Source organism: Endozoicomonas sp. G2_1 (genome assembly GCF_017744155.1).
In the GTDB taxonomy this organism is placed as follows: domain Bacteria; phylum Pseudomonadota; class Gammaproteobacteria; order Enterobacterales; family Alteromonadaceae; genus JAGHQT01.
Genome location: NZ_JAGHQT010000003.1, coordinates 117,016 through 138,899 on the forward strand (window position 1 = coordinate 117,016; position 21,884 = coordinate 138,899).

Annotated in this window: 18 protein-coding genes; all 18 read right to left on the reverse strand. The window is 38.6% G+C overall.

The window, feature by feature from the left end:
- Positions 1-139: 139 nt before the first annotated feature.
- The 18 genes from J7384_RS05660 to prlC all read right to left on the reverse strand — a co-directional run bounded on the left by J7384_RS05660 (position 140) and on the right by prlC (position 21,745).
- Positions 140-340 carry a hypothetical protein gene (locus tag J7384_RS05660; RefSeq protein WP_209111963.1) on the reverse strand — a complete coding sequence of 67 codons (201 nt, stop codon included), beginning with the start codon at positions 338-340 and terminating at the stop codon, positions 140-142.
- Between the two features lie 66 nt (positions 341-406).
- Positions 407-709, reverse strand: a complete 303-nt coding sequence (locus J7384_RS05665) for a hypothetical protein (RefSeq protein ID WP_209111965.1) — start codon at positions 707-709, stop codon at positions 407-409.
- A 483-nt stretch (positions 710-1,192) separates the two neighbouring features.
- Positions 1,193-3,631: an FtsX-like permease family protein gene (locus J7384_RS05670; protein WP_348523844.1), complete on the reverse strand. Its 2,439-nt coding sequence runs from the start codon at positions 3,629-3,631 to the stop codon at positions 1,193-1,195.
- A 40-nt stretch (positions 3,632-3,671) separates the two neighbouring features.
- Positions 3,672-4,337 (reverse strand): ABC transporter ATP-binding protein, encoded by a 666-nt coding sequence (locus J7384_RS05675; protein ID WP_209111969.1) that lies wholly within the window; start codon positions 4,335-4,337, stop codon positions 3,672-3,674.
- Positions 4,338-4,391: 54 nt separating this feature from the next.
- Positions 4,392-5,633 carry an efflux RND transporter periplasmic adaptor subunit gene (locus J7384_RS05680; protein ID WP_209111971.1) on the reverse strand — a complete coding sequence of 414 codons (1,242 nt, stop codon included), beginning with the start codon at positions 5,631-5,633 and terminating at the stop codon, positions 4,392-4,394.
- 118 nt (positions 5,634-5,751) lie between these two features.
- On the reverse strand, positions 5,752-6,906 hold the full coding sequence (locus tag J7384_RS05685) for an ABC transporter permease (protein ID WP_209111973.1): 1,155 nt from the start codon (positions 6,904-6,906) through the stop codon (positions 5,752-5,754).
- The gene (locus J7384_RS05690; protein WP_209111975.1) at positions 6,906-8,084 is read right to left on the reverse strand and encodes an FtsX-like permease family protein; all 1,179 of its coding nucleotides are present in this window, start codon (positions 8,082-8,084) and stop codon (positions 6,906-6,908) included. The genes J7384_RS05685 and J7384_RS05690 overlap by 1 nt, the downstream gene beginning before the upstream one ends.
- Complete coding sequence (locus J7384_RS05695; RefSeq protein ID WP_209111976.1) at positions 8,084-8,785, reverse strand: ABC transporter ATP-binding protein; 702 nt, start codon at positions 8,783-8,785, stop codon at positions 8,084-8,086. Before J7384_RS05695 ends, J7384_RS05690 begins: the two co-directional genes overlap by 1 nt.
- Before the next feature lie 317 nt (positions 8,786-9,102).
- On the reverse strand, positions 9,103-10,545 hold the full coding sequence (locus tag J7384_RS05700) for a TnsD family Tn7-like transposition protein (protein WP_209111978.1): 1,443 nt from the start codon (positions 10,543-10,545) through the stop codon (positions 9,103-9,105).
- Between the two features lie 291 nt (positions 10,546-10,836).
- Positions 10,837-12,288: an ATP-binding protein gene (locus J7384_RS05705; RefSeq protein ID WP_209111980.1), complete on the reverse strand. Its 1,452-nt coding sequence runs from the start codon at positions 12,286-12,288 to the stop codon at positions 10,837-10,839.
- Positions 12,278-14,422, reverse strand: a complete 2,145-nt coding sequence (locus J7384_RS05710; protein WP_209111982.1) for a hypothetical protein — start codon at positions 14,420-14,422, stop codon at positions 12,278-12,280. The genes J7384_RS05705 and J7384_RS05710 overlap by 11 nt, the downstream gene beginning before the upstream one ends.
- A complete protein-coding gene (locus tag J7384_RS05715) occupies positions 14,403-15,239 on the reverse strand; it encodes a TnsA endonuclease N-terminal domain-containing protein (protein ID WP_209111984.1) in 837 nt (278 codons plus the stop codon). Before J7384_RS05715 ends, J7384_RS05710 begins: the two co-directional genes overlap by 20 nt.
- Positions 15,240-15,372: 133 nt before the next feature.
- A complete protein-coding gene (locus tag J7384_RS05720) occupies positions 15,373-16,557 on the reverse strand; it encodes an NAD(P)/FAD-dependent oxidoreductase (RefSeq protein WP_209111986.1) in 1,185 nt (394 codons plus the stop codon).
- A 125-nt stretch (positions 16,558-16,682) separates the two neighbouring features.
- A complete protein-coding gene (gene ftnA / locus J7384_RS05725) occupies positions 16,683-17,213 on the reverse strand; it encodes a non-heme ferritin (RefSeq protein ID WP_209111988.1) in 531 nt (176 codons plus the stop codon).
- Positions 17,214-17,388: 175 nt separating this feature from the next.
- A complete protein-coding gene (locus J7384_RS05730) occupies positions 17,389-17,877 on the reverse strand; it encodes a peroxiredoxin (RefSeq protein WP_247741652.1) in 489 nt (162 codons plus the stop codon).
- Positions 17,878-18,122: 245 nt separating this feature from the next.
- On the reverse strand, positions 18,123-18,929 hold the full coding sequence (locus J7384_RS05735) for a class I SAM-dependent methyltransferase (RefSeq protein WP_209111990.1): 807 nt from the start codon (positions 18,927-18,929) through the stop codon (positions 18,123-18,125).
- Positions 18,930-18,931: 2 nt separating this feature from the next.
- Positions 18,932-19,642 (reverse strand): DNA-3-methyladenine glycosylase I, encoded by a 711-nt coding sequence (locus tag J7384_RS05740; RefSeq protein WP_209111992.1) that lies wholly within the window; start codon positions 19,640-19,642, stop codon positions 18,932-18,934.
- 45 nt (positions 19,643-19,687) lie between these two features.
- The gene (prlC, locus tag J7384_RS05745) at positions 19,688-21,745 is read right to left on the reverse strand and encodes an oligopeptidase A (RefSeq protein WP_209111994.1); all 2,058 of its coding nucleotides are present in this window, start codon (positions 21,743-21,745) and stop codon (positions 19,688-19,690) included.
- Positions 21,746-21,884: the final 139 nt, after the last annotated feature.

Consider the following 21,884-nt stretch of genomic DNA (forward strand, 5'->3'; position numbering starts at 1 on the left):
AAAGTGAATTATATTATTTCAATAGCTTTCATGGAGTAAATTATGGTCGGTCCAAAACTAGATTAATATTGCCAATCACACTAGCGAATTTTATGAGCCTTTTCTATTAGTAGGCAAATCTTAAAAATATTTATATCAATTAAAACAGACTCACTCCATTGCCGTAACAAGCGATCAATTCATTAATTAGCTTCATTTCAGTCTCTGAGATTTCGTGCTTATCAAACCATTTTGCCAGGTCTCTCTCGTAATAGTAAAACGCATGTTCTTCTTTGATTTCGGGTGCGTGGTAATACCAAAGCAGCATTTTTAATGCTGGGTAATCTGCGACTTTTATCATGACTAACCCTCACATGTCTGAGGTAACTGGTACCTTCGTATAGATTAATATCAGGCACTGTAAACGCTACTCATAGTTTTGCTTTACGAAAACTAACTTACGAAATAACGGACTACCCGGGTAAAGTGTAAATGCTTGGCCTACAGAAGCTAACTTATTCGCTTTAATAAGCTCTTCAATTGTTTTTTTGTATAGCGGTTCAAGGCTTTCAATGGGCGTGTTATCTGAGTTTCCCATTCCCATGTAGTAACCGAGATGAAAGCTGCCGTCGTCAACCGACAATAGTAAGCTAATCGAGTGATTATCAGCACTCGTCCATTCTTGTAATTTAACGTTAATGTCGCCTTGTGTTAATTCCTGCACTGTCATGTCCATCAACCATGTATTGTTAAATCAATATACTCTGAAAACTATAGTCAATACACAGCTTTAATTGTATTGACAGTAAATCATCAGGCAAATGAAATACTGAATCCGCGCGCAAATAAAATGGAGCAGATGCTGGAGAGTTTTGTGATCGATGCTAAGAGTGCGTGGAATTAATACTAATCGCAATAAGACGGCTCTATATGATGAGTAATTTTCAAATTTAACAATTTTGACTAGCCAAATGGTTATTAAATTTTAATGGCAACGTTCTATCGTTGTTTGTGGTCACGCTCAATCGGAACGTTGGTCACGAGGGACTGTAATATACACTAACCAATACCTAAGCATAGTTTGTCGTTACCGTTGTTCTGATAGCACCGAAAGTCGACAATATCTGAGGCGTTGAGATATCTGCATATTTTTATCAATATCATGCTATTTGTTTCATGCACTCGCATTGTATGCAAGTGCATGAAGACATGCCTATTTATAAAGTGTTTCTGAAGGATGGATGTTGGTTATTTTAAAAACCAACAAGGCTGTTGTAAGTGTTGATAATATGCCCCCCAAACTGACGGACAGGGGTAACACCATAAAGTTAATTTCATCTTTATAATAAAAGCTTTCTAACCAATAGGATACACCGAAATGCGCCAGCGTTGCCCCTACCGCAGAGCAGATTACAATAAGCGCAATGTTTTTGTTGTTAATCAACAAGAAAATCTGACTTCTGGTTGCACCCAGTACTTTTCTAATGCCTATTTCTTTTGATCTGCGTTCGATTGTGTATCCAGTAAGACCTAACAACCCGAGACAAGAAATACAAATACAGATAAATGAAAATAGCGCCATTAAGAGGGTTTGATTCGCATTAACATCAAATTTAACAGCCAATATTTCATCTAAATTTTTGATATTTATATTTTCATGGATGCCATTTTCAGCTAAAACCTGTTCTATGTGCTGTATTGCATCAGCAGATTCACCGTCCACATGGTGAACGATAAGCTGTGCCGACATGGACTGTAGGTAGTTCTTGGGGAAATGACTTAAATCGAAATTAAATGGGTAGAAGACGTAGGGCGATATTTTGCTTTGTAAATCTTGAAAATGAAAACCTTCCACTACCCCTATTACCGTGAACTTACGTTGTCCCGCCATAAACGATTTCCCAATTGCATCATCCCAGGTGGACGCTTCAACAAAGGCGCGATTTACCAAAACATTATTACTCATATTCTGTCCTGAAAAATTATCCCTGGTTTGGTCAAAATCGCGTCCCTCAACAATGTTAATCGCCATAGTTTGAACAAAATTTGAATCGATATCCGTTCGATTGATCTCCATCGAGTGAAGCTTGTCTATACCTGGTAACTCGATTGCGGTTACAAAGCTTCCTTGCCAAGGAGTGTTGTTTGTGACAGCTGTTTGTTGAATTGCGGTGTGTTGATTTAATTGCTCCAGGATCGAAGGTATTCGAGGGAAATTTTCGCCATTTTGCAGTTTGAAAACTAATTTATTGGAAGCGGAAAAGCCAAGTGGTTTTTCAGTTAAGTATTGTACTTGTAAATACATAAGAATACTGGACGCGACAACACCGATGGTAATGATAAATTGAAATCCTATTAGTGCTTTTGTCAGGTAGTTATTTATGGCTCCAGCGTCTGAAGAGAGCATGTTGTTAAGCCCAATCTTGGATATGTAGAAAGACGGATAAAGCCCTGAGAACATTGCAAGCAATAACCAGAATCCAATACTGAAGGAAATCAATTGACCTGGGGAAAATATAGTTAGATTGAGCTTTTTGGCAAATAATAGCTCAATAGGTAGGTAGGTGGTAACAACAAAGACGAGCAATATTGAAGTGGTGACAGAAATAAATGAAAACAAGAGTGATTCTTTAAAATAGCCGATAAAGATCTCTTTTTTATTGGCTCCAATAATTTTTCGAAGTTTAATTTCTTTTTCTCTTTTTATTGCCTGAACTACGGAGAGGTTGACATAATTTATGCATGCCACCAACAAGATGAAAATGCCTATAGCACACATGATTAACACATAAGACTGATTTCCTCTAGGCAAATCAGACGTCGATTCAGAATAGAGGTGAATCTTGTTTAGTGGCTCCAACAGTAAACTGGCTTGATATCCTCCAGCACGTGTAATGGCTGCCATGTGCTTTTCAAAAAAGTCTTCGTAAATGGTGTGAAACCCATGCTGAGGGTAATCATCCTGCATCATAACATAAGTAAAACCGTCATTAATACTCCATAAGTGGTTGCTATTCCCGTAACCAGGCGATGTGGGAGATAGCAATGCATCATATTTTAGGTGACTGTTGTCTGGTAGATCCTGAAATACCAATGTCACGTTATATGGGATTCCATCAATTTTGATAGTACTGCCAACAGGGTTTTCTTTTTCAAAGTATTTGTTTGCTAGGCTCGAGGACAAAGCCACACTTTGAGGAGCTGTCAAAGCATTAGTGATATCGCCATAGAGAATAGTATGACTAAAAATTTCAAATACCTTATTGCCGACGGTATATAAGTTAGATTCATAAAATGACAAATTGTCACTATTAAACAATAACTCAGATTCGGTGCTTTTTCTAAAGTGAACAAATGACTCAACTTGACCGACATTCCTTTCCAGTATTGGTCCCAAACCCGAAGACGTCGTTGCACTTAGGGACTTTTGACTGGATGAACTCCAATTAAAGGCGACTCGGTAAATTCTATCTTCATGATTGTTATGAGTATCATATGTGAGGTCGTGATAAACAAACAGAATGAGTATTATAGAGCAAGTTACGCCTAGTATTAGACCGAATAAATTCGTTAGAGTGTAAAAGATGTCTCTGTTAAAACATCTCTTAACAAAGTTTGTAATCGCCAACATGTCAAGTCGCCTTTTTATCATTTATATTTAGAAAGCGTGATTATTATGATGTTCGTCGTTATCAAGTGAGTACATGTCCATCTGCCATTCTCACAATATTCTTGCCCATAGCTGCATCTTCCTGAGAGTGAGTCACCATTACTATGGTTGTTCCTTCTTGGTTGATATCACGTAAGATGTCCATTACTTCTAGTCTATGTTTACTATCTAAATTGCCTGTTGGTTCATCAGCAAAAATGATTTTAGGGTTGTTAACTAAGGCCCGAGCAATCGCTACTCGCTGTTGTTGACCTCCTGATAATTGGTGTGGCAAATGGTCAGATCGATGAGATAAATCGAGTTTTTCTATGACATTTTTCACAATGTTTTGACGTCTTTTGTAAGCTGTTTTTTTGTAGACCAGAGGTAATTCGATGTTTTCAAATACTGATAATTCGTGAATTAGATTAAAGTCTTGAAAAACAAAACCAATATTCTCTTTGCGAATCTGAGCTAAACTCGACTCGTTACATTTGCTAACATTTGTGCCCATGAACCAGTAATCACCTGCATCAGGTTTTGAAATTAATCCCAGAATGTTGAGTAAGGTAGATTTACCGCATCCAGAAGGGCCCATAATGGAAGTGAAGTCGCCTTCGTTAATCTGTAAATTTATTTCATTAAGTGCTGCTGTTTCTATAGTTTCTGTTCTATAAAACTTTGACAGGCCTTCCAGTTTTATGAGCATGGCTACTCCCTTCTAATGTTTTTAGACTATTATTGTATTGTTCTGCTACAACGATTATTCAATGTTAATTACTTCGTAACCCTTGAATGTTTTGTAATCTGAAATGATAACCTTATCACCTTCTTCAAGCCCGCTAAGTACTTCGAAATATTTAGGGTTTTGTCGGCCTATCTGAATCGATTGTTTTATGGCGGCCTGACCATCATTAATTATCTTGAAAATCCATTTCGCTCCAGTTTGCTGCATATATTTCCCCTTACTTAAAAGCAATCTATCGTCACTCGAGGATAAGATTAAGTTAATATTGAGAGACTGACCTGATTTGAGATTTTTTGGTATTTTTCCTTGAAACTCAAAGTCGATATGAAATTTATCGTTGATAACTTCGGGGTAAACCTTTTTAATTTTTAAATTAATATGTTGATTATTGAATTTTAATTCGGCATTTTGACCAATAAAAACGCGCGAGATGTAGTATTGATCGACTTCCGACTTAATTAGATATTTTGAAATGATATCTATTTGTCCAATGTTTTCTCCTTGCTGAATATTCCTGCCTAGCTCTGTTTTTAACGTCGACAAATGACCAGATATTGGTGCCTTGACATTTAAGTTGTTTAAAGTTTGCTGAATGAGGTCCAAGTTTCTGTCCACTTGGCTTATTGATGTCTGGATCTGTTGTAATTGTTTTTTGCGCAAATCATCTTCAAGTGTAATGCGTTTTTTGAGAATGTCTCTTTTACTAATATAGTAGTTGAACTCATCTGTCGTATTATCAATATCCTTTTGAACGACATAGCTATTTTCCACGCTATTTAGTCTATTTAATTCTTTTTGTAGTCGAGAGACTCTATACTCATACTCCAGCAATTGTTCTCTTAAATTAAGCTTTTGGGTTGATAGCCGAAACTCTCTATCTCGCAGGCTATTCATATTCTCAATGAAGCGACTTTCATTGTTTATTGAGTTTTGTAACAAGCGATCATTTGACAGGCGTAAAATGAGGTCGCCCTTTTCAACGTATTGACCATCATCAACAAATATTTCTTCAACACGACCACCTTGAACTACGTCGAGATATACAGTTCTAATGGGAAAAACTTTACCTATAATCGGCAGGTATTCTGAAAAATCACCTTTGTGAGTGGTATAAGTTTGCATCTCTCGCGCATCTACTTTTAGTGTATCGAGGTTATTAAACACTCCTAGGTAAATACATAGAACGAGTATGATAGTAAGGGTCATCCCTAGTTTTAATTGTGTTTTTCTTGGGCTTTTTACTATAGGCTTATCCATCGGATATCTCGAATTATTGCATTTTATTGGTGAAAAGTTCAGACACAGTCGTTTAATGCTAGACCGTGTCTGAAAACCTAAGTTTGTGTTACGTAAATACGCTTACAACAAGGAAAAATTAGACATAATCAGTTAAGTAATTATTGTAGTTGCGAGATATTTTAATGGAAGGGACTAAGCCACTAATAAGACCTACCAACATGCCAATTAGAATAGAAATTAGCACTATTTGGGCATTAATACTGAATCCTACTACTAATTGAGAATAGCTACTTATATTGAAAACAGAAATGCTAAAAAATGGAAGAATAAAAGAAAGTATTACGCCTGCGATACCACCTAATGCGCCTAGAATAATTGATTCAATAATAAATGTTGAGATAATTGCTGTATTGGTGAAACCTATTTTTCGGTATATCTCTATTTCTTTGCAGCGATTAACCACATATCCGGTAAAAATGGAATGAGATACTATCAGAGCTGTGACACTAATGAATGTGCACAAGACAACACCAATTATCCTAATGAATATCTTTAAAATTTGCGCTTGTTTATTAATGAAATCTTGTTCTTTCACCAAGTCAAGTTTTAATCCTTGTTCCGTCAATATCTGACTTAGTTGAGCATTATGTATGTGTTCACCTTTGTTATCAAATCTTAAAGTAGAGACGACCGCGTTTCTGCCAAATGCTAATCGGACAGGTTCAATACCTCCCCAAATTTCAGATTCATGGGAATTGTTTTCACTTTCGAAAATACCAACAATCGAAACAAAATTCTGGTTACCGAACTCGAGGACATCACCCACTTCCATGTTTTGAAAACGTTCAGCGACTTTTTTACCCACGATAACTTCATTTTCAGACAGGACGGGTAGTCTCCCTTCTACTATTTTCAGTTTAGTGAAATATTCAAAAACTGTGGGAGACTGACCTCGAATGGTGATATTACCTCCGCCAGTAATATTTTTATGTTTGAAATATTTAATTATCACAAAGTTTTCATTAAAGGCTATTTGATTCGCTGATAAATATTGCTTAGCTATATCTAGTTGATCATCACTAATAACACTGGACATCTCATTCGTGGCATTTTGAGAGGTCACTATCATGCTGTTCGGGCTGATAGAGCTTACAATGACTTCTTGAATACTATTGCTGAACATTTGTAGTGCAGTAACCATGAATACGAGAACCGAAATTGTTAAAACTAATGATATTGTTGTTTTATATCGGGTTGTTAAACCATTTAAAATATAAGAGAGTGGAAGCATTATTCAACCGCCTTAAGAAGATTCGTAATATTGACCTGAGATGCTCTGTAGGCCGGTATGAGTGTAAAAGACGTTGTCAATATAAGTACAGTTGAAGCAGCTATTACGGCACTTGATAAGGGAACTTCAAAAATAGGAAAGACATTACCCATATTTTTTACGATCATTGGTCCTAACGTAAAATCAATGAAAAATATTGAAATAAAATAACCGAGAACACTTGCCAAAATACTTAACAGAACAACTTCGCCTAGTACTAATGAACAGATATCTTGTTTTGTAAATCCCATGGTCTTTAATACACCAAATTCAAATTTCCTTTCTCTTACTTTCAAAGACATGGAATTTGCTAAAAGCACGCCGATTATTAACATTAAAAAGACGCCTATGATGTTTATGACATCAAGAATACCTATAAACCCCGACATATACATACTCAGCATATTTTTTTCGGTCATCGATTGGGTTAAGACTGATTTGTTTCTAAAATGATTGTCAATCTCTTGTACTATCTCCAGACTGTTAGAGTTTTCAACTAAGCTCATCACCCAACTAATCTCATTTTTACGAGGATCAGACTCTTGTAAGCTGCTATTTAAATAATCCCAGCTAAATAGAAAGAGGCTGTCAGCATAGGTTTTAAAGTTAGATTCGTATGTACCTACAATTTTTAACTTCCAAGTGCCAGGAAATGTTTTTCCCTTAATTGTTACGATATCACCTACTCGGTAGTTGAATGCTTTGGCCACTCTTTTGGCAACCATGACTCCATTGGGCGTCTGTTTCCATATAGCTAGCTCGTCTGGATTTAATGTAGTTTCGGGAAATACATCGAAATATGTTTTCGAGTCGACAGCAAAAATATTCAGCAACATATTTTGATTGTACAAATTCCCTATGTCCTCTCCCTCAAAGTAATTTGCGAAAGTAGCTTTTTGAACTCCTGGTAAAGCATTAATTTCATTGGCATACTCTCTTGGTAGTGTCAATGCATAAGTTGCTTTGTTCCAAGTGGCTACTCGGTCATCGCGACGATTTTCCAATGATAGCTCCCAAGCGTGAGAAATAGTTTGTAAAAGTAGGAAACACAAAATAACAAAGCTAATCGCTGTGATGATGCTTATAGATCTGAGCTTCTTGTATTTGATGTATTCCAGTATCAAGGTTAGCTTTTCCATTAGCAGCTCCCTTTGTCTAGATCAATTACGCTTTTTGCGTACTCTGTGGCTTTCACATCGTGTGTTACCATCACAATAGTAGTATTGTATTTTTGGTTGATAATTTTTAATGTATTTAAAATGTGATTTGCGTTTTTTCGATCTAGACTACCTGTAGGTTCATCCATGATTATAATTGACGGATTGTGAACCATAGCTCTTGCGATTGCGACACGTTGCTCTTCTCCACCTGATAGTTGCGCTGGACGATTGAAGAATTTTTCTTTTAACCCAACAACCTCTAGGGTATTTAGGACAGTAGTAAATCGCTCAGATTTTGGTACGTTGTTAAGTAGTAATGGCAGTTCTACATTTTGGTATACTGATAAAACAGGAATAAGGTTGTGCGATTGAAAAACAAACCCCAAGTTCTCCTTCCTCCAATTTGTTAATTGCTTGCTTTTAAGGTCACTGATTTTTTTATTATGGAGTGTTACCTCACCAAAGGTTGGTGTATCAAATCCTACTAATATGTTTAATAGTGTGGATTTTCCCGAACCAGAGGGGCCAACAATAGCTATAAAGTCTCCTTCACAAATATCAAAACTGATGTTTTGCAACACTCGATTTTCTTCTTGTTTATTTGAAAAAACCTTGGAAACGTTTTCCAATTTGATAATTGTGTTAGTTTTTTCTGTAACGAGAGCAGTATTGTTGGTCATAATTAGAGCTTCACTTTTTTAAATTGCAGTGTTTCTTATTACTTGGATTTTCCAAGCTTAATTCGACACAAATGTTTGATATCTTTAATTGCTACTAAGCATTGTTAGTCAATTGTGTAAAAACACGAAATTGAATTTATTATGAATAGATTCTAGGAGAACGAAAAAAGATGTACGCTCAATAATGAGCATGAAGTTTTATGAGTGAATCTCGTTGATAAACTCAAAACCGGATTTGTTTGTAGTTTTTCGTAAGCAATGAGAAGGAACCCGTTCTATTGGATGTTTTTTCGATTGAAAAGCAGGCAACGGATAGATTAATGCAAGAATTTTTTTGAGTGAGGTTTGTAAAGTAGGATGAAGCACACAATTGACTTTTGGATTTCTTCTGATGTGTTACTACATGATCTATGAATTGGCATCAGTTTATAAGTATTAGCTAATAACCACTTGTGTTGATTACGATACAACCAATAATACTCTTTATATATTTGACTTTTAAGATCTTTAATTGTCCCGTTAGGATGTTTATCAATGTATGTAATCACTAAGTTTTTATACTCGAACTCTAGAGCTTTATATTTTAATTTTTTCCGGTGTTCAACAAGCAAAGGTTGAAAAGAGATGATTTGTTCAATATAGCCAATGCTAAGGCCCATCTCATTCGCTATAACTTTTCGATGCTGACCTAATAAGGCCTTTAAACAAACCGTGCGTTCCAGCGGAGTTAAAGGAATTACTCCTTCAACTTTTAGTATCTTCTTGGTTTTTAGTCTAGATACATGGAAATTTTTAGATGTTTGGTTAATTGAGCCACATTTTCGATAAAAACTAGTAATACTCTTAGAATCCACGCTCTGTATTGACTTATTCTTGTTGTCACATAATTTATTGGGAAAAACAGTAGTATTTTCGATTTCACTAGCGGATAAATCTAGTATTGTTAGAGTCAGTAGATGTTTCACAGGGTGAACAGGAGCTAAAGGGTGTCTTAAAATTCGTACAAATTGTTTATAACTCAGAGCATATTTAAAACTATCATAATCATGCATCGTTATTTCATACATTCGATCGAGCTTAGCCAAATTTAAGCTGTTACTTCTTTTAAGGTTATGTTTAGCTAAAAAGTCATCATAGTAGTTAGATATATTGAGTGCTTTTTTATTCTTTTTATATAGTAAATTGATTATTATTTCTGAAAATTTAAGCTGAAGTTTCTCTTCACAATTCTTGTTGGGTTTATCAGAAGCTATGGGTATTAAATATTGGTGTGCAACACCGCCATCACCTCCATTCAAAGCTAACAATTTCACTTTATGATAAGGACAGGTGTTCAAAAGGGGGAGCTGATGAATCCGTCGCCAATAAGTTACGCCAAGTTTTTCTATATCGAGCGTAGTGCATACGGGACAATATTTTATGTAATAAGGGCTGTTCAATGAACTATTGGACTCGATAATGCTCGATGGTACTCTGCGTTCATTGTTTGCAAGCATTAACCTTTTAAGGACTCTAGATCTTTTACGAGGTAAAAACTGCCAATATAAATCGTATAGTGTGTGATTGTGAAGCAATTCATGGCTATTTAACCCGAAGAAGTCAGCTACTAATTGTATCTGTGATGGTAAATAGAAATGAACTCGTTTTTTCTCTTTACCAAAGATCATTAGGTTAAGTTCAGCAGCAGAGCTTAGATTTAATGAGTTGAAAAATCGACTGAGTAAGCTATATATGGTTTCCCCATCCAACAATGTAAGCATAGTAATTCCTAAATGAGCTGACCCAAAAGCTACCTTAGTCTTAGTCTTAGTGTTAGTGTTATAGACATTGTTGGTCGCAGAGTTTTGTTTAATTCGGAATGTTTTCTGATTGTGGCTATTTGCTTTAACATACTTATTCTATATTAAACGGAGTAACCATTGGCAGACAAAATGTAGATGGAGCTGCAGAGCATGTTTGATTCTGCTACTTGGTTGCAGCATACACTATATAGAATAACTACACGATCAAAAAATATGCTACTACAAACTACTCGGAAAGAGCAATAATGTCTAGTATTCTGCCCACATATTTGAATCTTTAAAATATTGAATAGCATCATCGCTATCCATTGCCTTTCGGATTTTGTTTTTGCTTTTTATTCTATCGAAAGTGTAGCCATCGTGAAGCACTTCATCAATTTTTGATGCAAATTCTGAATGCTGCGGCCTACTTAAGTCGCCTGGAATTACAATATTCTTTGGTTGCGAGCTTGTTGTTTTCACTGCTTTTTGCTTACTTTTACGCCGCGCAGGTTTTGCAATTGATAGCAATGTAACATCAAGTGTTGATCTTGTTAGTTTAGAGATTTCATTAAAAGCCGATTCTAATACTGCTTCTGTAATTCTTTCATCAATAGAAGCTGAGTTTATGAGTATTTCTTGTGCTTTCTGGAAGGTTCTAACAGCTAAATCTACATTTCCCTTAGTTAATTCATACAGTTTAAACTTTAATGAACAATCTAACTCTGTATAAGTTCGAGTCCACTGATAGTCCCATAAAGCATCTGTAAAAGCTTCCCATGCTGCACCTTTTTCTTTTTGCTCATCACTGAGTGAGTCGTCTTCAAAGTTATCCACGTAAACCATTGGTAGCATATATACAACACCACCAGCCTCAGCTCTCCTAGCATTTCGAAATGTCGTAGTAAGAATATTTTCAAGCTCATTATTACCACAAAAAAGAACTGATACACCGCACTCATTTATTAAAGACAATAAGAAGTCTTGAATTGCAATAGCTCCAACTTTACTTTCAGATAGCTTTTGAAGCTCATCAATAATCAATACACCTAAAAAGTAGGTTTCAACATATCCGGCCACTTCAATAATTAACTCATCTAGAGTCTTTCTTGCTATGTTCCGTAGTGGCAGCTGTAAAACTTTATGGAAGCTATTGATTATGGCAATACACAAACCTTTGGGAGTTCCGTTACTCGGACATTCGACAAAAAGAATAGGTACCTGCAATATATTAAGCTTATTGCTGTTATATGATCTATGCTGAATAACAGGGTCATAAAAATTGTAGATTTGTTCAAGCATCTTGGATTTTCCGACACCACTAGGTCCTATCAAACTCATTCCAATGCCATCACTATTGAAAGGGTATTTTGCAGAATATTTTTTTTCAGTATCTATTTTGCTATAAAACTGTTTATAATTTGTGGCAGCGGAAAGTGGATTCTTTGAACTTAAACTTCGTTTAATTCCTTTTTCGATCATTCTAAAGCTAGCAACGTATTCTTTTAAAGGTTGCCGGAATAACTCTAATCTTGATAAATACTCAAGCCTTACTTCATCTTTGGCTTCACTTATTTCTTCGCTATAGTCAGGAAAGTATGATAATTGTTTGATTATCTCTTGAACACTTATCTTATTTGGCAAAGCTTCTAGTAAAGGATTTCCTTGGTGTTCAGGGAGTATTACTTCTTTGTACTCAGCAAGTTTGTAATTACTCTTCATTTCGCTTTCTCCTGCTCGGCTTGACTTTTAACAGGTCAACAATATTGTATTGATTAGGTAATGAAGAAGCTTGCAGATCTCTTTGTGTTACAGGAAGTTTTTCTACAGCTGGCTTAAATATAGATTCTTCATTTTTAACTGCTTTTTTCCTATTTTCCTTAATTTTTGTAACTTTGTTTTTAATTCCTGAGTTTGATTTATTAGCCTTCGCTTCTCTCTTCAGCTGATCTTGCTCTTTGGTCATTTTAGACCTGACTGCTGACGCCCCATCATTTTGCCCATGAAGCTTTCTTAGGTCCCTCAGATAATTAAAATCATAAAAATGTAGATTAGCTAAATTAGTTGAACGAGGTGTTAAATGGCACTTTATAAATGGTGAAACTTTATTTAATTTAACAAATATATAGCTGGTATCATCTCTATTTATACGAGCTTCTAATTGATATTCGCCAAACTTTTTGGAGAGCGTGAACAAGTTCTCGTTTTGTGCCTCGGTGCAAGTGTAATATAAATCGCTGTACTCAAATCCATATTCGGTGACAGAAACCTTGGTTGGTTGTAATAAGTTTGCAAATACTTGCTGAGGGCTATAAATTTTTAATGAATGCCGATGGTGAGATAAATATAATTTCCAAGCATTTATAGCTGAGGGGTAAATACCAGATTGGATCACTAATTTTAAATTCTTAACATCATTATTTTTTTTGTTATTTTGCTTTATTGCTTCCGCTGCAAGTGTTTTCGCCACTTCATCGAGTGTATACGTCGCGGTGGTTGCAGGTTTGGCATCCATTCTCGAATAACCCTTACCTCTAGTGGTTCCATCCATATTATGTAGTTGCTCATCGTTGTAGATACGAAATACGCGTTCAACAACACCTTTCATCTCTGGTCTCCCAGAAGGAGTATATCTTAAAGAACACAGAGGTAAGTTATGTTCTGGCTTTAAGCCTATCATCTCACCTCTGTCACAGATCAATTCTCTAGGTGCGTGATAACACGGCCATTCTTCATCTTCTATTTCAAGACCAAGCCGAGAGCAGTAGTCACCTTTCGGTGTGAATGTATTATATATTGTTTGTCGGGCAGATTCCCATGATGGGTGTCCGAGTGTGACATGTAAGCCAACGATCATTCTCGTGGCAGTATCTGTGATTGAATATATAGTCGGTCTACCTAAAACTATAGACCTATCATACTTATATACTACATAGACATCGGCAACAGTAGCGTCAATTTGAAAGCTGTCTCCGGGAAGGCTACTCATTGCATTGACACCCTTTAATGAGTCGCGATTGTCTTGCTTACGTTTATATGCCGGCCCTTGCGTGTTCAGTTTATCATTTATGCTATTTAACTTTTTTTCCCAATACCTAAACTGCACTAGAGTCGGGTTGTTAGCTTTTTTGCCGTTCTTTTCAGCGATAATTGCTTCACTGCTATATGACTCTTCTAAATCAATCATTAGTCGATAAACTTTTGCAATTGGCAGAGGGTGAGGGATGTTTACGTACTGCTTGATGTATTGCTTGAATATCTCTTTATCCTTTTCTGTAATGCTTCTTCCTTGCTCAAAAGAAATAAGTCCAGAATAGCTAGCAATTGGCCTTCCTCTTTTTTTGTTAGAGTCAGGCATTTCCCTGCCTAAGTTGCCTGACTTAAAGTAATGTGGCAGCAATGCATTCTTAGTTTGTCCATAATACCAAAATCGATTTATCGCTCTGTATACTGACGTTAATTCAAAATTATGTTTAGCAGCATACTCTTTGAGTAATAAGGATTTTTTAGAAGCTGCCAGTTGAAATACCGTTTCCTCATATTCACCTTCCACCAATCCCTTTATAAGGTGATAATTCTTATCTCTTTTTCGTTTATGCGATTCGGAAATCGCATCGTCACTTGCGGTCAGAAAATTTATCGGAGTTAGCTCTTCGAGCTCTTTGGTTTGTTTTATCAACCTTTCTATTTGTGCAATTTTTTTTAAAGTAGGCCTTTTTAACTTAGATTCGTCATCTAGAGGAAATAAAGCGACTAAACCTCTATCAGGGTAAACTGCTAAAATCCGATATTTATGAGACTTTGCAATCATAACTGTCGGTATTTCATAGATTTGATTAGGCAATATTTGAGACACTTGTATCTCCTTGCTCTGACAACGTGTTTATTTCTATGATTCCGCTATGCAAAAAGTTACGAGTTAAATCTACTTCTATGACTTTTTTTGCAATTAGCAGTTTCAACGCATTTGCGGCCATTACTGGTTCGAAGCCCAAAATATAGGATATTTTATCAACCAATAATGCGTAGTCATGCTCACCTAAAGTAATTATTTGAGCTAGGCTATCTACTTGGAATTCAGGAATAAAAAGCTTATTTCTGACAGGGTCTGTTGCCCAACTGATATTCCCTGCTTTTATTTTACTTTCCTCGTCAGGTGCAAATAGTTTAAATTCGACTCCTAATAGCTCCCAAAATACACGTTCTATCTCTATTTTTTCTAGTGTGCGCTTTAAGTTTTTACTATTGATGTCAAATTCATTTGGAGGCTTTACTGATACTGCAACATATCCCGTTTTTGTTGTTAATAGAAAGTCAGTCGTCATTAGATTTAACATCCCACCTGTTACAAATGGGACCTGAGGATGTTTTACTCCTAAATGTTTTGCAATTGCAGTTGTTAATGTAAGGGGAAGAAGAGGAAATTGTTCACGTATGTCTAAAACGTCATTATCAAACTCTGCTAAGTAGAAAAAGTTAGACTCATTGGGGGATAGGGTGTGGTAGACACGTTTTACTTTAATACCGTTGATTTTATCGCCAGTCGCTTTAGATTCCCGAACATCTTGCACTCGTAACCACGGTGAATACTCTTCGTATTCACCTATACCAATACCATTTTTTAGGTGTCTTACATATGCATCATAACTGTCGTATTTCCTGCCGCTACCCATTTAACTAATCAAATAAATCGACTTTGAATAAATTCAACTTTAGTATCATGAGCATAAAAATGCAAAATACATTGTTCTAATAAATGCAAACTAATTACAATAAATGCAAATTATATTGTTAGTATATACCTCTTTAACACGCTTGCCCGCAAGCAACTCCGCAGCTCCACGCATATTGAAAGTTATAGCCGCCAAGCCAGCCGGTAACATCGGTAACCTCGCCGATAAAGAATAAGCCTTTGGCTTTTTTCGCTTCAAAGGTTTTTGAGCTGAGTTCGTCGGTGTCAACGCCACCCAAGGTCACTTCGGCAGTGCGATAGCCCTCGGTGCCATTTGGCTTTATCTGCCATTGGTGCAAGTAGCTGCTGATCTGTTTTATTTCACTATGGCTGAGTTGATTAATCGCTTTATCAGGGATTTCATTGTGCTCGGTCACAGTTTCAACAAAGCGTTTTGGGAGGATAGTCGCGAGCGTATTTTTGAGTGACTTTTGCCCTTGAGTTGTTCGCATGTCTTCAATAAAACGAGCGAGGTCGTATTCTGGCAATAGGTTTATCGTCACTGCTTGACCTGCACGCCAGAACGACGAAATTTGCAAAATAGCAGGGCCAGAAAGGCCGCGATGGGTGAATAAAATATTCTCTTTGAAACTTGTGCCGTCTTCGCTACTCACGACTGTTGGAATACTAATGCCAGATAACCCGTCGAAACGCGCTTTGTCGTGATCGTGTAAGGTAAATGGCACTAATGCTGCAGTGGTCGGGAGTACGTTTAAGCCAAATTGTTCAGCAATTTTGTAGCCGATCGGTGTTGCACCCAATTTTGGCATAGTTAGACCACCTGAGGCGATAACCAGCGATTGGCACTGATAGCTTTCAGCACTGGTTTGAACACTATAGCCTTGGTCGTTTGCTTGTATTGATATGACTTCACTGCGCAAGTGGACCTCGACACCCGCCCAATCACATTCGGTCATCAAAATATCAACGATATCCTGTGCGCTGTTGTCGCAAAATAATTGGCCTAACGTTTTGTGATGATAATCAAGACTGTGTCGGTCGACTAAGTCTATAAAATCTTGTGCACTATAGCGGCTTAAACAAGATTTGACGAAATGTGGGTTTTGGCACAAGTAGTTTTCAGGACTGGCATTTTGGTTGGTGAAGTTACAACGACCACCACCACTGATAAGAATTTTGCGGCCGGGCTTTTTACCCATATCCACCACAACCACTTTGCGGCCTCGATAGCCGGCGGTTGCCCCGCACATTAATCCCGCGGCACCTGCGCCAATGACTAAAACATCTGTGGTGATCATATTACTTGCCAAACAATTTAAAGGGCTAATTATAAAAGAATAAAAGGGCTAAGAGAATAAAGGGTATATGGAATAAAAAAGGAGCCGTTAGGCTCCTTAGTAAGCTGTCTTTATCATTTGAGTGATTATGCTGTGGTGTCAGTCATAATGCTGCCACTACCGCCAGATTTGGCCATTTCAGCAAGGTCTTTGTCGACAAAAAATAGTGCATGGCCGTCGTGGCCAACCAAGCTGATTTTGTCGAGTACACTTTTGAATAACGTTTCTTCTTCGTGTTGTTCAGCAACGTACCATTGTAAGAAGTTAAACGTTGAATAATCTTGCGTTGTAAACGCTTTGTGAGCAAGACTGTTAATGCGCTCTGTGATCATGCACTCGTGCTCGTAAGTTTGCTGAAATACTTCTGCAAGTGAGCCAAATTCATGCGGAGGAGCATCAATGGCACCTAAAATTGGCAACGCGCCAGTTTCGCTAACGTAAGTGAATAAACGGTTCATGTGATCCATTTCTTCAAGTGCGTGTTTGCGCATAAATTCAGCAGCACCTTCAAAGCCATTTTCTTCGCACCAGGCGCTCATTTGTAAGTATAGATTTGAAGAATAAAATTCTAGGTTAATTTGTTGGTTAAGCTCTTTAACCATTTCTGCTTTTAACATGCTGCTACCTCTTTTACGCCGAGCTTGAATACACTGATATCAATAGTGGCTGATCATGCCTTTTACGGCGTTTTTTTTCAAGTAAAACTATAAAAAGCTAAATAAAATCATATAGATATTAATGTTAACTATTGCTATTTAGCTTTTGACTTTAGTTGTGTTTATCCAGAATTATTTACAAGTGCTTGAGAATATTCTCTGCGGTGCTCAGTTCAAACGTTTTAGGTTGGTCAACAAAAAGCTGACTCACGGTATTGTCTTCGATAATCATGGCGTACCGAATTGAACGAACACCGCCAAAAGCGCCGCTGTCAACGTCTAAGCCCATTTGCTTGGTGAAACCAGCATCGCCGTCGGCAAGCATCATAATGTGTTCTGCGTTTTGTGCTTTGCCCCAAGCGTCCATAACAAAAGCGTCGTTTACCGAAAGGCAAATAATTTGGTCAACGCCTTTGGCTTGAATTTGATCAGCTAAGGCAACAAAGCCAGGTAAATGGGCAGCTGAACAGGTTGGTGTGAAAGCACCAGGAACAGCAAATAGCACGGTTTTCTTGCCTGAAAAAAGCTCAGCTGTATCGTGACTTACCATGCCGCCATCAACCAATTGCTGTAGTTGGCCTTGCGGTAAAGTTGCATTTTGTTCGATCATTTTCGCTTGTGTCATGAGAACGGGCTCCACTTAAGTTGCTTGTTGTTAATTGTTCTAGCCAACGGGCTAGGTTATTTTTATTGGTTTGCACAAAAAGCCTTTGTCATGGGCCGCTCGTGCACAGTCTTTACACATAAATCTAGGTTTATTTACGATATGAAAAAGCTCATGGACTTGTTTTTCAATATCTTTTTTCTTCCACTTACAAAGTGATTTAGCCATAACACAATACTCCACTACTGTTACAGATTTTAGAGCATTTATATACTTTCTGCTGGTTTTGGGATGGCTTGATTAACATATACGTCAAAGCGGTTCTTTTTCATGTTAATACTGGTTGACGGTTTTTTATCCGCTAGTGGCGGCGCGTAGCTCGGTCTTTTTACCACCACCCGGTATTTAGCGAGATCGAGCGCCGGCGCTAGTAAGTCATCAGCATCTAAATCCTTACCGACGAGACCTTGAAACAGGCGCATTTCTTTTTTGATTGCGGCAGATTTTTCTTTGGCGGGGTACATGGGGTCGAGATAAACGACGTCGGCATTGGCGAGCTCAGTTAGTGAGTTTAATGCTGGCGCGTGAATAAGTGTCATCCGGCTGGTGATTTCGGCTACTTCTAAGTTAAGGCTGGCACGCTCAAGACCATCGGCAAGTAGTGCCGCAACCACAGGGTTGCGTTCAACTAAGGTCAGTTGACAGCCCAAGCTGGCTAAGACAAAGGCGTCGCGGCCCAAACCCGCGGTTGCGTCTAATACATGTGGGCAAAAACCGTGTTTTAGTCCTACCGCTTTGGCAATTTCTTGTCCTCGGCCGCCGCCAAATTTTCGCCTGTGGCCAACCGCACCATCAACGAAATCTACTTTAACCGCACCGGTTTTGGGCTCATCTAATTTGATTAGCTCAAGTACTTGGTCGTTAACCTGTAGTAAGTACTCAAGCGCAGGTTGTTTAGTCGCGGCAGCGCGATCACCTATATAGTTAAATTGCCAATGCTGGGCAATTTTCTTGGCTTTGTCGGCGTCTGAGCTGTGAACATAAGCAACCGCGATTGAATTTGTTGCGCTCATTGTTAACCTACTTGCACTGAATTATCGCCCGTTGCATAAGCCACTAGTCGACTGAGTTGTGTTAGTGACATGGCGATGCCATCGGCTTCACTTTGTTCGCGCCATGTATTAAAACACGCTTGAATCGCTTTTAAGCTCGACTTAGTTTGCAAACCACCGGTGATAATCTCGTGAGCACGCATATAAGCTTCGACATCGCGCGACAGCAAAAAGGTATCTTTGCCCAATGCTCTAAGGGCATACGGACCAGTATTGCCACCAAGGCGAGCGCCGTTTTTCTTTAAATAGTCCCACAAGCCAATAATATCATCGCTTGGCCACTGGCTAATAAACTGAGCAAAACTGTGACCGTTGTGCTGTTCATTAAAAATCATTTGCGCATTGTCTTTAATGGTTTTGACTTTGTTAAAGTTGCGAATGATTTTTGGATCTTGCGCTTTGCGCTCAAGCATTTCGGCCGGCATCATCAGCACTTTTTCAATGTTAAACTCGAAAAAAACTTCCTCAAAATCGGGCCATTTGTTTTCTACCACACGCCAAACAAAGCCCGATTGAAAGACTTTTTTAGTAAAGGCAGAGAGAAATCTGTCATCGCTGAGGTTAAGTAAGTCGCTATCACTCGGCGCAGGACCGAGTAATAACTGGAGTGCGGCTTCACCGCCTTTTCTATCTGCTGCCCGTTGGTAAAGGGCAGAGACTTTTTCTTGATTCATACTTTTTTGCTCAGTTTTTTATCGTACAGCTAAACGCTAGTCAACTTAACCTGTGATACCGCTGTGCTCAAGCAGCGCATCAATTTTGGGTTGGCGCCCTCGGAAGGCTTCAAACAATTCACTTGGCTCTTGGCTACCGCCTTTTTCTAAAACGCAGTGCAAGAAATCTTGGCCAACGGTTGGATTAAAAATACCTTCTTGTTCAAAGCGACTAAAAGCGTCGGCAGAGAGCACTTCTGCCCATTTATAACTGTAGTAACCCGCGGCGTAACCGCCGCCAAAAATATGGCCAAAGCTGTGTTGAAAACGGTTAAAATCAGGTGCTTTTACTACAGAGTATTGCTCGCGTACGCGGTTCAGTATGGTTTGAATGTAGCTTGCGTCGCTATCGCTTTGATACTGAGCGTGCATGGTAAAGTCAAACAGGCCAAACTCAAGTTGTCTCAGCATTTGCATGGCCGACTGGAAGTTTTTAGCGGCGAGCATTTTATCAAGCATGGCTTGTGGCAATGGCTCGCCAGTTTCAAAATGACCAGAGATAAAGGCTAGCGCTTCTGGCTGCCAGCACCAGTTTTCTAAAAATTGGCTCGGCAATTCTACCGCATCCCACGGCACACCATTGATCCCTGAAACACCACTGGCGTTAATTTGGGTCAGCATGTGGTGAATACCGTGACCAAACTCGTGGAATAAGGTCACCACTTCATCGTGGGTGAAAAGCGCTGGTTTGTCGCCAACAGGGCCATTAAAGTTACAGGTTAGGTATGCCACTGGCAGTTGAATACTGCCGTCGGGTAAACCGCGACGACCAACGCAGTCGTCCATCCAAGCGCCGCCACGCTTTTTCTCGCGGGCGTATAAATCGAGGTAGAAACTGCCGCGTAACTGCCCACTCTCATCAAAAATATCGTAAAACTTAACGTCTTGGTGCCAGACGTCAACGCCAGCGCGCTCTTTAATATCAATGTTGAATAAACGCTTAACCACTTCAAACAAGCCCGGCACAACTTTAGTTTCAGGGAAGTACGGGCGCAGTTCTTCGTCTGAAATGCTGTAGCGGCTCTGTTTTAGTTTTTCACTGTAGTAGGGTAAATCCCACGCTTGTAAATCGTCTGCTTGATATTCGGCTTGAGCAAACGCTTTTACCTCATCGAGATCCTGTCGACCTTGGTTTTTCGACTTATCGGCTAAGTCCTGTAAAAAGCCAAACACTTCGTCGGTAGAGTTAGCCATTTTTGTGGCCAGTGATTTTTCAGCAAAGTTGTCGAAGCCCAATAATTTTGCTAGTTCGTGGCGCAATTGCAGAATTTCATTCATGATCTCGCTGTTGTCGAACTGACCGGCATTTGGCCCTTGGTCAGAAGCGCGGGTGGCAAAAGCGGTATACATTTTTTCACGCAATTCGCGATTGTCGCTGTAGGTCATTACCGGCAAGTAGCTTGGAAAATCAAGCGTGAACAACCAGCCGTCGAGCTCTTTGGCTTCGGCCAGTGCACGAGCGGCATCAACAGTACTTTGTGGTAAGCCAGAAAGCTGTTCATGCTCAGTAATATTAACGGTAAATGCTTGGGTGGCGTCGAGTAAGTTGTTGCTGAATTTAGAGCCTAATTCTGAAAGTCGGCTAACAATTTCGCCGTAGCGTTTTTGCTTTTGTTCAGGTAACGCGATGCCAGATAACTTAAAGTCGCGCAGGGCGTTATCAATGACTTTTTTCTGAGCCGTGTCGAGCGCTTGGTATTGGTCACTGTCGGCCAGTTGTTGGTAAGCTTGATATAAGCCTTGATGTTGACCAACGTAAGTACTGTACTCTGACAGTAATGGTAAACACGCTTCATAAGCTTGGCGCAGTTCATCACTATTGACGACTGAGTTCATGTGCGAGACAGGCGACCACAGTTTGCCGAGTTTGTCGTCGATGGCGTCAATCGGCTCTACTAGGTTGTCCCAAGTATAGGTGCTGTAGTCGTTAAGCACTTGTTCAATGGTTGTGCGACATTCTTTGATCACTTCTTCAACGGCAGGCAAAACATGCTCAGGTTTGATTTTTGAGAAGGCCGGTAATGCGCTTTTTGCGTCAGTATTCGAAAGTAGTGGATTGCTCATAAACAGAATGCCTTAATAAAGATATTTAACTCAGATGTAGTGACGTTTTACGCGTTATTCAAGGTTTCTGATTTTTGTTGAATAAAACTTACTGTATGCTGGTCTTAAATGAGAGTTTTTAGTATCGCATGAGTCAATG